General features: G+C 72.5%; 9 protein-coding genes. 5 read left to right on the top strand and 4 right to left on the bottom strand.

Annotated features, from left to right (window positions below; all coding sequences use genetic code 11):
• Positions 1-8 precede the first annotated feature (8 nt).
• The gene (fusA, locus tag NI25_RS15720; protein ID WP_061443053.1) at positions 9-2135 is read left to right on the top strand and encodes an elongation factor G; all 2127 of its coding nucleotides are present in this window, start codon (positions 9-11) and stop codon (positions 2133-2135) included.
• Between the two features lie 171 nt (positions 2136-2306).
• Positions 2307-3500 (top strand): elongation factor Tu, encoded by a 1194-nt coding sequence (gene tuf, locus NI25_RS15715; protein ID WP_007443930.1) that lies wholly within the window; start codon positions 2307-2309, stop codon positions 3498-3500.
• 332 nt (positions 3501-3832) lie between these two features.
• Here the strand turns inward: tuf and NI25_RS15710 are convergent, their stop codons facing one another.
• Positions 3833-6307: an ABC transporter permease gene (locus NI25_RS15710; protein WP_061443052.1), complete on the bottom strand. Its 2475-nt coding sequence runs from the start codon at positions 6305-6307 to the stop codon at positions 3833-3835.
• A 163-nt stretch (positions 6308-6470) separates the two neighbouring features.
• Positions 6471-7214 (bottom strand): ABC transporter ATP-binding protein, encoded by a 744-nt coding sequence (locus tag NI25_RS15705; protein ID WP_078884632.1) that lies wholly within the window; start codon positions 7212-7214, stop codon positions 6471-6473.
• A gap of 172 nt (positions 7215-7386) precedes the next feature.
• Here NI25_RS15705 and NI25_RS15700 point away from each other — a divergent pair, with 172 nt between their 5' ends.
• The 3 genes from NI25_RS15700 to NI25_RS15690 all read left to right on the top strand — a co-directional run bounded on the left by NI25_RS15700 (position 7387) and on the right by NI25_RS15690 (position 10615).
• Entirely contained in the window at positions 7387-8715 is a 1329-nt protein-coding gene (locus NI25_RS15700) for a sensor histidine kinase (protein WP_061443050.1), read from the top strand.
• Positions 8715-9347: a response regulator gene (locus tag NI25_RS15695; RefSeq protein WP_061443049.1), complete on the top strand. Its 633-nt coding sequence runs from the start codon at positions 8715-8717 to the stop codon at positions 9345-9347. The genes NI25_RS15700 and NI25_RS15695 overlap by 1 nt, the downstream gene beginning before the upstream one ends.
• A 149-nt stretch (positions 9348-9496) precedes the next feature.
• On the top strand, positions 9497-10615 hold the full coding sequence (locus tag NI25_RS15690) for a hypothetical protein (RefSeq protein WP_061443048.1): 1119 nt from the start codon (positions 9497-9499) through the stop codon (positions 10613-10615).
• Between the two features lie 130 nt (positions 10616-10745).
• On the opposite strand, the gene NI25_RS15685 is transcribed toward NI25_RS15690, so the two are convergent.
• Positions 10746-12125, bottom strand: coding sequence for an alpha-lytic protease prodomain-containing protein (locus NI25_RS15685; protein WP_061443047.1), 1380 nt, complete (start codon positions 12123-12125; stop codon positions 10746-10748).
• 116 nt (positions 12126-12241) lie between these two features.
• Positions 12242-13189, bottom strand: a complete 948-nt coding sequence (locus NI25_RS15680) for a LysR family transcriptional regulator (RefSeq protein ID WP_061443046.1) — start codon at positions 13187-13189, stop codon at positions 12242-12244.
• Positions 13190-13210 lie beyond the last annotated feature (21 nt).

Raw genomic sequence — 13210 nt, 5'->3', positions numbered from 1 at the left:
GAAGCCTTATGGCTACCACTTCACTTGACCTGGCCAAGGTCCGCAACATCGGGATCATGGCCCACATCGACGCGGGCAAGACGACGACCACCGAGCGGATCCTGTTCTACACGGGTGTGTCGTACAAGATCGGTGAGGTCCACGACGGCGCCGCCACGATGGACTGGATGGAGCAGGAGCAGGAGCGTGGCATCACGATCACGTCCGCTGCCACCACCTGCCACTGGCCGCTCGAGGACAACGACTACACGATCAACATCATCGACACCCCGGGGCACGTCGACTTCACCGTCGAGGTGGAGCGTTCCCTGCGTGTGCTCGACGGTGCCGTGACCGTGTTCGACGGTGTCGCCGGTGTCGAGCCGCAGTCCGAGACGGTGTGGCGTCAGGCCGACCGTTACGGCGTGCCGCGTATCTGCTTCGTCAACAAGCTGGACCGCACCGGCGCCGAGTTCCACCGCTGCGTGGACATGATCTCGGACCGTCTGGGCGCCCAGCCGCTCGTCATGCAGCTCCCGATCGGCGCCGAGGCCGACTTCCAGGGCGTCGTGGACCTCGTCCGCATGAAGGCGCTCGTGTGGTCCGCCGACGCGGCCAAGGGCGAGATGTACGACACCGTCGACATCCCGGCCACGCACACCGAGGCCGCCGAGGAGTGGCGCGGCAAGCTGGTCGAGGCCGTCGCGGAGAACGACGAAGAGATCATGGAGCTCTTCCTGGAGGGCCAGGAGCCCACCGAGGAGCAGCTCTACGCCGCGATCCGTCGTATCACCATCGCGTCCGGCAAGTCCGACGAGACCACGGTCACCCCCGTGTTCTGCGGCACCGCGTTCAAGAACAAGGGCGTCCAGCCCCTGCTCGACGCGGTCGTGCGCTACCTGCCGACCCCGCTCGACGTCGAGGCCATCGAGGGCCACGACGTCAAGGACCCCGAGGTCGTCGTCAAGCGCAAGCCGTCCGAGGACGAGCCGCTGGCCGCGCTCGCGTTCAAGATCATGAGCGACCCGCACCTCGGCAAGCTCACCTTCGTCCGGGTCTACTCGGGCCGCCTGGAGTCCGGCACCGCGGTGCTGAACTCCGTCAAGGGCAAGAAGGAGCGCATCGGCAAGATCTACCGCATGCACGCCAACAAGCGTGAGGAGATCGAGTCGGTGGGCGCCGGCGACATCGTCGCCGTCATGGGCCTGAAGCAGACCACCACCGGTGAGACGCTGTCCGACGACAAGAACCCGGTCATCCTGGAGTCCATGGACTTCCCGGCGCCGGTCATCGAGGTCGCGATCGAGCCCAAGTCCAAGGGCGACCAGGAGAAGCTGGGTGTCGCCATCCAGCGTCTCGCGGAGGAGGACCCCTCCTTCCAGGTGCACACCAACGAGGAGACCGGCCAGACCGTCATCGGCGGTATGGGCGAGCTTCACCTCGAGGTGCTGGTCGACCGGATGAAGCGCGAGTTCAAGGTCGAGGCCAACGTCGGCAAGCCGCAGGTCGCGTACCGCGAGACGATCCGCAAGACCGTCGAGCGCGTGGACTACACCCACAAGAAGCAGACCGGTGGTACCGGTCAGTTCGCCAAGGTGCAGATCGCGATCGAGCCGATCGAGGGCGGCGACGCCTCGTACGAGTTCGTGAACAAGGTGACCGGTGGCCGCATCCCGAAGGAGTACATCCCTTCGGTGGACGCCGGTGCGCAGGAGGCCATGCAGTTCGGCATCCTGGCCGGCTACGAGATGACGGGCGTCCGCGTCACGCTCATCGACGGTGGCTACCACGAGGTCGACTCCTCCGAGCTCGCCTTCAAGATCGCCGGTTCGCAGGCCTTCAAGGAGGCCGCGCGCAAGGCTTCGCCCGTGCTCCTGGAGCCGATGATGGCCGTCGAGGTCACCACGCCCGAGGACTACATGGGTGAGGTCATCGGCGACATCAACTCCCGCCGTGGCCAGATCCAGGCCATGGAGGAGCGTGCGGGCGCCCGCGTCGTCAAGGGCCTCGTGCCCCTGTCGGAGATGTTCGGCTACGTCGGCGACCTCCGCAGCAAGACGTCGGGCCGCGCAAGCTACTCGATGCAGTTCGACTCCTACGCCGAGGTTCCCCGGAACGTCGCCGAGGAGATCATCGCGAAGGCCAAGGGCGAGTAACGGGCTACTCCGTTTAACGGACCCCGTTCTCACGCTTTAGGCTTGACCCCGGAGCCTGCAAGGGGCATTCCGCCGCCAACCCGGTGGAATGCCCCGGGCCCGGGTTTCCCAGCAAAGATCACCTGGCGCCGATGAGTAAGGCGTACAGAACCACTCCACAGGAGGACCCCAGTGGCGAAGGCGAAGTTCGAGCGGACTAAGCCGCACGTCAACATCGGCACCATCGGTCACATCGACCACGGTAAGACGACCCTCACGGCCGCCATTACCAAGGTGCTGCACGACGCGTACCCGGACCTGAACGAGGCCTCGGCCTTCGACCAGATCGACAAGGCTCCCGAAGAGCGCCAGCGCGGTATCACCATCTCCATCGCGCACGTCGAGTACCAGACCGAGGCGCGTCACTACGCCCACGTCGACTGCCCCGGTCACGCGGACTACATCAAGAACATGATCACGGGTGCGGCGCAGATGGACGGCGCCATCCTCGTGGTCGCCGCCACCGACGGCCCGATGCCGCAGACCAAGGAGCACGTGCTCCTGGCCCGCCAGGTCGGCGTTCCGTACATCGTGGTCGCCCTGAACAAGGCCGACATGGTGGACGACGAGGAGATCCTGGAGCTCGTCGAGCTCGAGGTGCGTGAGCTCCTCTCCGAGTACGAGTTCCCGGGCGACGACGTTCCGGTCGTCAAGGTCTCCGCTCTGAAGGCCCTCGAGGGCGACAAGGAGTGGGGCAACTCGGTCCTCGAGCTCATGAAGGCCGTGGACGAGGCCATCCCGGAGCCCGAGCGCGACGTCGACAAGCCGTTCCTGATGCCGATCGAGGACGTCTTCACCATCACCGGTCGCGGTACGGTCGTCACCGGCCGCATCGAGCGTGGTGTCCTCAAGGTCAACGAGACCGTCGACATCATCGGCATCAAGCAGGAGAAGACCACCACCACGGTCACCGGCATCGAGATGTTCCGGAAGCTCCTCGACGAGGGCCAGGCCGGTGAGAACGTCGGTCTGCTGCTCCGCGGCATCAAGCGCGAGGACGTCGAGCGCGGCCAGGTCATCATCAAGCCGGGCTCGGTCACCCCGCACACCGAGTTCGAGGCCCAGGCCTACATCCTGTCGAAGGACGAGGGTGGCCGTCACACCCCCTTCTTCAACAACTACCGTCCGCAGTTCTACTTCCGTACGACGGACGTGACCGGCGTCGTGACCCTCCCCGAGGGCACCGAGATGGTCATGCCGGGTGACAACACCGAGATGAAGGTGGAGCTCATCCAGCCCGTCGCCATGGAAGAGGGCCTGAAGTTCGCCATCCGCGAGGGTGGCCGGACCGTGGGCGCCGGCCAGGTCACCAAGATCAACAAGTAAGTTCCGCTTGCTTGTCGGTCACCTGACCTGACATGGGCTGATGCCTGAGGAAGGGCCCGTACGACTTCGGTCGTACGGGCCCTTCCGTCGTGTCGTGGTGGTGGCCGCGACCCGATGGCGTCGGCGGTCACGGGCGGGAAGTCACTCGTCCGCGGGGTCCTCGGCGTATCTCTGCGGCCAGTGCCTCGGCGGCTCCAGGTTCCGACGCACGGTCGGTTCATCCCACGAGAGGCTGCACCGGATCTTCCGCCGAGGACATTCTGCTTCTGCTGGAGGATCGGGGGGCGAGGTGTCCGAGGTGTCGGGGCGTCCGGCGGCGGCACAACTCCCGGTCATTCGCGGACGAGCGCGTGGCGGCGCGCCAGCAGGGCGGCGGATGTGAGCGTCGCCGCCACGGTGAGCGTCGCGCAGGCACCCGCGACCGTCGCGACGGCCGCCCACGGGAGGACCGGGGCGACGGGTACGGCGAGCAGGTTCAGGGCCGCCCCCATGCCCGCGAGGTTGATTCCGGCGACCAGCAGCCCCAGCAGGGTGCCCACCGCGGTGACCGTCAGTGACTCGGCGGCCAGCAGCCGAAACACCTGCCCGTCGGTGGCGCCCGCGAGCCGCAGGACCGTCAGCTCGCGGACCCGGTCGGACGTCGCCGTCAGCATCGTGTTGACCAGGGAGATCCCCGTGTAGAGCAGGGCGATGCCCAGGACCAGGAACAGACCGGCCCGCGTCGTGTCCTTCGAGCCGGGGGAGGCGGCCGCGGCCCACTCGTCCCCGCTCGCCACCCGTCCGCCCACCGGCGTCACCGCCTCGCGCAGCCCCGCCGCCACCGCGTCGGCGTCGGTGCCGTCGGCGAGGGCGACGTCCACCCGGTCGACGGGGGCGCCGGCGGCGTTGGCCTCGGTGACGTAGACGCCGTTGTCGCCGGTGCCGGTGTGCATCACGGCGGCGATGCGCAGGGTCCTCCGTGTGCCGTCCCCGAGCCACACGCGGACACTGCGGCCGACCCTGTGCTCCTCCCACTCCTCGTTCACGATGATCGAGTGGTCGTCCAGGTCGGACACCTTGCCCGCGGCGAGCGGGAGCCGGGTCGTGGCGCTGAAGGCCTCGGGGTCGGTGACGGCACGCATGTCGGACCTGAGGAGGGCCACGCCGTCCTCCAGGGTGTACACCGCGCCCGACGAGGTCGGAGAGATCTCCGTCCCGGTCACCGCGCGCAGGCGGTCCAAGGCCGCCGCGTCGAAGCCCGTACCGGACGGCGCCGTGACCACGAAGGCGGCGGCGGTACGCTCACGGACCTCTGCGGCCTTCGCCTCGTTCAGGGTCGCGACGGCGCCGAGCAGGGAGCCCGTGAGCGCCACCGTGACCAGCACCGGCGCCGCGACGGCCGCGGTACGGCGTACACCGGCCGCCGTGTTCTCCCGGACCAGCAGGCCCGTGGCGCCGGGCAGGCGGGCCGGCAGCCAGGTGAGCAGACGCGTCGCCGGGCGCACCACGACCGGTGCGAGCAGCGCGGCCGCGCTGATCAGCAGCATCGGGCGGGTCACGTACGTCTTGCGGTGCAGCAGGTCGCCCGGGTCGCCGGCCAGCGAGACACCCAGCGTCACGAGCGCGGTCAGCAGCAGCCCCGCCCCGCACACCCACCGGCCCCGGGTCATCGTCCCGGTGTCCACGGACGCCTCGCGCAGGGCCTCGACGGGGCCGGTGCGTCCCGCCCGCCACGCCGCCGCCGTCGCGCCGCACAGGGCGACGACGAGCCCCGTCCAGAAGGCCAGGTGGTACGGCCGGCTGGACTCGCCGATGGTGAACCAGGCCGGTGCGAGGCCGCTGTCCACCACGTGTGCCGCCAGAAGCGGCGCGGCGTACGCGCCGAGCACGCAGCCGGCTCCGGACGCGAGGGCGCCGACTCCGAGCGCCTCGGTCAGCACCATCCGGCGCAGCTGCCCCGGCGCCGCCCCGGCCGTGCGCAGCAGCCCGAACTCCCGGCGCCGCTGTGCCACCGCGAAGGCGAACGCGGACGCCACGACGAACACCGACACGAACGCGGTGACGCCGCCGGCGGTGCCGAACAGAGCGTTCAGGGCGGTCAGCGCCGCACGGTCCCGGTCGGGATCGGCGTCCGCGTACCGGCGTTCGTCTCCGGTGAGCACGCGGACGCCCGCGCCGGCCGGCGCCGAGTCCCGTACGGCCCTCCGAACCGCGGGCGCCTCCGCGTCGACCACCAGCTGCGCGCTGACGGGCGCGAGCCGGGAGGCCCGTACGTCGGTGAAGAAGACGGCGTCCTCGAACCCGAGGCCGGGCACGGTACCCACCACGCGCAGCGCGCCCCGGTCCGTGCGCAACCGCTCGCCCGGAGCGGTCCAGTCGCCGGTGACGACGACCTCGTCGGCGGTGCGGGGCGCGCGGCCGGCGTCGAGGCGGTACGGGGCGAACGCGGCGGTGGACCACGGGTGGCCGACCAGGTCGGCGGGGGCGTGGCGGCTGTGGCCGCCGTGGAGGCGGACCGGGAAGGAACGGTCCTCGACGACGGTGCCGAGCCTTTTCAGGCGGGTCACGAGCGGCGCCGGTACGGGGTGCGGTCGCGCCAGTTTCTCCGTCTTCTCACCGGAGGGCGTCGGCACCCGCAGGGTGTCCTGTCCCCGTACCACCACCGGTGCGGTGGCGAACCGCTCGGGTGCGCGGTCTGGCGCGTCCAGTGTGGCGGTCAGTGCCAGGCCCATCACCGTCAGGAGCGCTACTCCGAGCGCGAGGGCGACGAAGCTCCCGGTGAAGGCGGGCCAGCGGGTGCGCAGGGTGCGCAGGGCGGTGATCAGCAAGGGTGGCCTCCGGCCGGGGTGGGGTGGATGGTGCCGGTGTGAGCGGGCGTCACGGGGTGCCTCCCCAGTGCCTGAACGGCCTGGGAGGCGCCCCCAGCGCCCGCCCGTGCCGCCCCAGCGGCACGACTGCCCGCAGCGACGGCGGCACGGCGACTGCCTGCAGCTACGACCGCAGTGCCTCCAGCCCGGTCAGGTGGGTGGCGATGGTGGCGGCGGCCGGGGCGGCGAGGTCGCCGTGTACGTGGCCGTCGGCCAGGAAGACCACGCGGTCGGCGCAGGACGCGGCCACCGGGTCGTGGGTGACCATGACGACCGTCTGGCCGGTGTCGTCGACCATGCCGCGCAGCAGGGCCAGCACCTCCCGGCCGGTCCGGGAGTCCAGCGCCCCCGTCGGCTCGTCGGCGAACAGCACCTCCGGGCGGGTGATCAGCGCGCGGGCGAGGGCGACGCGTTGCTGCTGGCCGCCGGACAGTTCGGTCGGCCGGTGCCGGGCGCGGTCGGCGAGGCCGACCTGGCGCAGTGCCTCGCGCACCCGGCCCCGCGGAGGGCGACGGCCGGACAGCCGCAGCGGGAGCGCCACGTTCTGCGCGGCGGTCAGGGACGGCAGCAGGTTGAACGCCTGGAAGACGAAGCCGACGCGCTCCCGGCGCAGCAGGGTCAGCCGCCGCTCGCTCAGCCCCGTCAGCTCCGTGCCGCCGACCACGACCGATCCCGACGTGGGCCGGTCCAGACCGGCCGCGCACTGCAGCAGGGTCGACTTGCCCGAGCCGGACGGTCCCATCACCGCGGTGAACGTGCCTCGCGGGAAGGTGAGGGAGACGTCGTCGAGGGCCGTCACCGCGCCGTCGCCCGCCCCGTACCGCCGGGTGACGGAGCACAGCCGTACCGCGTCGTCGTTGCCGTTCATGTGGTCCCCACTCACCGGTGCCGTATCGCTCGCTGACCGGCCCCACACAACCGTTCGCGACCACGTCGGCGCAGTGCGGCAGGGGAGAGAAGAGGGGTAGGGCAGGCCATACCCCCGAGACGCCCACGGGGCCGATGGCCCCGGCGCGCGCACCGGTTCTACGGTGATCCGCATGCGTCCCCGCCCCCGCACCGTGTGGCAGGCCCTGCCCGCCCGCGGCTACCTGCTCTCGCCGTGGCCCTGGCGCGCCCTCGCCTACCTGGTGACCGGAGCGGTGGCCGGAGCCGCGACCCTGGTGGTCGTCGTGACCGCGGTCGCCGTAGGGGGCGTACTCGCCGTCGTCCTGGTGGGGCTGCCGCTGCTGGTGCTCACCGCCCTCGTCGGCATCCCCGTGGCCCGCCTGGAACGGCACCGGCTGCGCCTGATCGACCGCGCCCCCGCCCCCGCCCGGCCCGTGCGGCAGCCGCCCGCCACCGGCCCGTGGCCCTGGCTGATCACACGGCTGCGCGAGCCGGCGACCTGGCGGGAACTCGGCCACGCCCTCCTCTTCGCCCTCGTCCTGTGGCCGTTGGACGCCCTGGTCGTCGCGTTCGCGCTCGCCGCGCCCCTCCATCTCGCCGTCACCCCGCTGTTGATGGCCACGGCCGGCGGCGGCGAGGAGGCGAAGGTACTCAAGCAGTGGACGGTCACCACCTGGCCGGCCGTGTCCGGCATCGCGGTGCTGGGGCTGCTGCTCCTCGCCCTCGGCGGCTACGCGCTGGGCCTGGCGGCGGGCGCGCGGGCCGAGCTGACGCGCGTGCTCGTGGGCGCCCCGCGCGAGGAAGACCAGGAGGCCAGGGTCGTCGAACTCGCCCGCTCCCGCGTGCGGTTGGTGGACGCCTTCGAGGCCGAGCGCCGCCGCATCGAACGCGACCTGCACGACGGCGCCCAGCAGCGCCTGGTCGCCCTGACCATGGCCCTCGGCCTGGCCCGCCTGGACGCGCCGCCGGGACCGCTCGCCGACCAGCTCGCCAAGGCGCACGGCGAGGCGGGAAAGGCGCTGGAGGAGCTGCGCGAGCTGATCCACGGCATCCACCCGAAGGTTCTCGCCGACTACGGCCTGCCCGCGGCCGTCGCCGACGCCGCCGACCGTTCCGCCGTCCCCGTCGACGTCACCCTGGAACTGCCCGGACGGCTGCCCCAGGCCGTGGAGGCCGCCGCCTACTTCGTGGTCTGCGAGGCCCTCGCCAACATCGGCAGGCACAGCGGCGCCACCCGCGCGGCGGTGACCGGCGGCCACCGTGACGGACGGCTCGTGCTGCGGGTCCGGGACGACGGCCGGGGCGGGGCGGACGCCGCGGCGGGCAGCGGGCTGACCGGACTCGCCGACCGGGTGTCGGTCCTGGATGGCAGACTCTCCCTGTCCAGCCCGCCGGGCGGACCGACCCTGCTGAGCGTGGAGATTCCGTGCGAGCCCTGCGATCCCCGCGACCCCCGCACGCGGACCGATCCCTGCGCGTAGTGCTGGCCGAGGACAGCGTGCTGCTGCGGGACGGCCTGACCGGCCTGCTCGCCCGCTTCGGTCACGAGGTCGTGGCGGCCGTCGGCGACGCGGACGCGCTCGTCACCGCCGTGACGGAACACGCCCCGGACGTCGTCGTCACCGACGTCCGCATGCCGCCCGGCTTCCAGGACGAGGGCCTGCACGCGGCCGTGCGCCTGCGCGAGGAGCGGCCCACGCTGCCCGTCCTCGTCCTCAGCCAGTACGTGCAACGGACGTACGCCGCCGACCTGCTGGACTCCGGCGACGGCACCGGCGTCGGCTACCTGCTCAAGGACCGCGTCGGCCAGGTCGAGGAGTTCGTCGACGCGCTGGCCGAGGTGGCCGGCGGCGGCACGGTCGTCGACCCCGAGGTCGTACGCCAGTTGCTGCGCCGCCGTCGTGACCCGCTGGAGCGGCTGAGCCCGCGCGAGCGCGAGGTGCTTGCCCTGATCGCGGAGGGCCGGTCCAACGCGGCCATCGCCCGCGAACTCGTCGTCTCCGAGGCGGCCGTGGGCAAACACATCGGCAGCATCCTCACCAAGCTCGACCTGCCCCCGGCGACCGAGACCCACCGCAGGGTGCTGGCGGTGCTGACCTACCTGCGGGCCTGACCCCCCGTTTCGTCGGGCGGCGGCGGAGGAAGGTGTACGGGTTCGGTCACAAGTACCGCACGGAACGGCACCTCGTCTCCACGCGGCGGCACGATGGAGCACCGCAAGCCCTCGATCGCATCGCACCGCGTCACCAGGAAAGTGAGCCCGTGAGTTCCGTCCCGCCTCCCGACCGTTCCGACGACGAACCGGCCCCCTCCCTCTCCGACGAGGAGTTGGAGTCGTTCCTGCGGGAGTCCGCCGAAGGCGGTGGGGCCCCCGCGCCCAAGGAGCCGTCGGCGCGGGCGCGGATGGTGGCGGCCCGGCTGCGCGAGCAGGAGGAGCCCGCGCCCTGGCGCGGCCCGCAACCCGCCCCGAAGCCCCGGCGCCGCTGGGGCGCGGTCGTCGGCGTGGTGGCGCTGGCGGCGGTCGCGGTGATCGCCCTGCGGCCCTCCCTGGTCACGGACCGCTTCCCCGGCGGAGAGGCGGAGGCCGCCGCGTCGCCTGCGCCGCTGCCCGCCGAGACGGTGCGGCCGACCGGTGCTCCCGGGGACCCCGCCGGGTCCGAACAGGCCACGCTCGACGAGCCGTTCCGGGGCTCGCCCGCCCTGCGCTGGGCCGAGGGCGCCGACGCCATCGAGCTGCCGGAGGCCAAGGCGGTGGCCGGGATGAGCGAGGCCGACGCTGAGCTGGCCCTGCGGCGCACCAAGGAGCTCCTGGTCGCGGCCAACCTCGACCCGGACGTGATCGCGGGCGGGCGGCCCGACGAGGCGCTCGGCCTGCTCGACCCCGAGGCGCAGAAGGACCTGCTGCCGGACCAGCGGCGGGGGCTGCGCGAACCGTCGCGCGAACACGACCCCGTCGGGCTGTTCAGCCGGTTCGACCCGGACGAGGTGCGGCTCGCGGGCGACGTCGTCAAGGTGCGCGGCCGCATGACGCTGTCCGGGGGGAAGCCGGGCGAGATCGAGGTGCACGCCGACTACACGTTCGTGTATCCGCTGGTGAAGGCCGCCGGCGGCGACCACGTCGAGCGCACCATCGTGCGCCGTGAGATCACGACGCTGCTGCTGGACCCCGACCGCTGGTACGCCACGCCGGGCAAGCTGGCGATCCGGGAGTACAAGGTCAACACGTTCAACACCGCGTGCGCGGTGTACGACGGCTACCTGCACCCCGTCTTCCCCGAGGACCGGGAGCGGGCGACCGGGCCCACCGTCGACCCGTACGACCGCAGCGGGGAGCTGAGGGACACGCAGGGCGAGGAGTGCGGCACGGTCAGCCGCACCTGAACCCCGGGACCCGTACGACGACGCGACCGGGCCCGGGCGCTCTCCCTCACGCACGCCCGGACCCGTCCCCCGTTGTCCCCTGTGGGGGTCAGTGGGGCTTCACGCCGTCACAACCGTCGCACCGCACACGTCACACCCGCTGCCACAGCGCGGGAACGTTGGACGGCTCCCAGCCCGGCTGGGCCTGGTGGCCCTGCAGGCAGCGGTAGGTGGCGCCGCCGTACGTCACGGTGTCGCCCGGCTGGTAGACCGTGCCGGCCGCCCAGGTGCCGCCGGGCTCCTCACCGCCGTCGTCACCGCCGCCGTCGTCACCGCCGCCGGTCGTCTTGAGCGTGAGCCCGTAGTTCTGCAGCAGCGCGTTGATCGGCTGGAAGAAGGTCTCGCCGCCACTCCGGCAGTCGCCCGAGCCGCCCGAGGTGACGCCCTGCGCCTGGCTGCCGGAGATGTAGGAGCCGCCGGAGTCACCGGGCTCGGCGCACACCGTGGTCTTGGTGACCGGCGAGATGGTGCCTTCCTGGTAGGTGACGCTGGTGTTGAGCTGCGTGATGGTGCCGCAGTGCCAGCCGGTCGTCGAGCCGGAACGGCACACGGACGCGCCGACCGGAGCCGCCGTGGACCCGGTGACCTGGACGTTCTGCCCGCCGGCGCCCAGGACGTACGGGGTCGCCGTCCAACTGGAGTTGGTGGCCACCCACGCCATGTCGCGCCCGGGGAAGATCGAGCCCTGGAAGGTGCCCTGGGCCACCCGGTTGGCGCCCGTCGTGCCGGCGCCGGCCCGGCCGCAGTGGCCCGCGGTGGCGAAGCCCTGCTGGGTGCCCTTGGTGATCGGGAAGCCGATCGAGCAGCGGCTGCTGTTGTTGATGTAGTACGCCTCGCCGCCGCGCAGGTCGTAGAAGGTGCGGGGCCGCTCGGTGCGGCTCTCGACCCGGGCCAGGGAACGGTCCACACCGGCCGCCGCCAGCAGCGAACGCGCCGCCGCCGGGCGTATCGCCTCCACGACGACGGTGTTGGTGCGCGTGTCGACGTACCAGACGGGCGCGTCGGCGGTGTCGTGCTTGGCCGCCGCCCTGTCCAGGCGGGCCTTGGCCGCGTCCAGGTCGGCGAGCGAGTGCCGTACGACCTTCGCCTCGGCGCCCCGGGCCTCGATGGCGGAGACGTCGCCCGCGTCGGTCGTCGCGACGGTCAGGGTGCCGGACTCGGCACCGGTCACCCACGCCCCCGCGAAGTCGCCGCCGAGCGAGGCGCGCAGCCGGGCCGCGGTGGCCCCCGCCTCGGCCTCGTTGGACAGGCGGTGCTCGGCCTGCCGGCGGTCGAGGCCGAGGTCCCGCTGCATGGCCTTCAGCAGAGCGGGCGGCGCGGCGTCGGTGCGCAGCGTCTCGGCCGCGGTGGGGGCGGCGTCGGCGGGTGCCGTCCCGGCGCTCGCGGAGCCGCTGAGCCCGGCCACGAGCAGGGCCGCGGTCGCGGCGACGGCGGCACCCACGGCTCTGCGGGGTCGGTGTCGGTGGTGCATGGGGGATCTCCTCGGTCTCGGTGGGGAGGTGCCGAAACCGTAGGGAGGGACGCCCGGCCGTCATAAGAGCTCAGTCGTCCCTCTCCCCGGCGTTATGGAACGCCGGCGCAGCGGTTTCACGGAACCCGGTGCGCCGACATCCACTCCGTGTAGCTGTCGCTGTTCGCCGCCACGCTCGCGTGCGCCATGCGCGCCTGCGAGAGCACGGCACCGGCGGTGTCCTGCCGCTGCGTCGCCGCGTGCCAGCCCAGCAGGTGCCGCCAGGTCAGCGGGGTGCCGGTGAGCGGCCGGGTCGCGATCCCGGGTGTGGTCGGGAAGGTCGCCCGGCACAGCCCGACCGCCCGCCCCACCTGCACCAGGTGCACGAGCGACGCCGTGTCCGTCTCGTACATGCGACGCGGCGTGAAACCGGCGCGGGCGCAGGACGCGGTGAAGCAGTCGCCGAAGCAGCCGTCGCCCGGCACGCAGGCCCACTCCTCGTCCGCCAGCTCGGTCAGGTCCACCTCGGCGCGGTCGGCGAGCGGATGCCCCTCGGGCACCATGACGAACACCGGGTCCACGGCGACCTCCCGCCACACCAGCCCCTCGCCCGCGGGCGGCGCGGCGGTGCCGCAGGTCCCGGCCAGCGCGAAGTCCAGCCGCCCCTCGGCGAGCTGCCCGGCCAGCTCACGCTCGGACCAGGACGTGCAGGTCGTCATCCGGGCGTCGGGCGCCACACCGGCCAGCCGGTCGAGGAGGGCGCCCAGTAAGGGCCCGTGGGTGCCGCCGATCCGCAGCCGCTCCGTCGTACGCGGCGCCCGGGCGAACCGGGCCGCCTCCTGCTGCAGCTCGGTCACCGCGGGCAGCACGATCCGGCTCCGCTCCAGCACCAGTTCGCCCAGGGCGGTGGCCCGTACGCCGTGCCGTCCCCGGACGAACAGCGCGCCGCCCAGGGCTCGTTCGATCCGCTTGAGCTGTGCGCTCAACGCGGGCTGCGCGAGCCCGAGAGCCGTCGCCGCCCTGGTGAGACTGCCGGCGTCGGCGATGGCCCGGACCGTCTTGAGATGCCGCAACTCCAGCTCCATGAGGGGAGCTTGCGACGCGGA

It is taken from the genome of Streptomyces sp. CCM_MD2014 (assembly GCF_000772045.1).
GTDB classification, from domain to species: Bacteria; Actinomycetota; Actinomycetes; order Streptomycetales; family Streptomycetaceae; genus Streptomyces; species Streptomyces salinarius.
The sequence above is the reverse complement of the archived record's forward strand: the minus strand, read 5'-3'. Positions and strand labels throughout refer to the sequence as shown.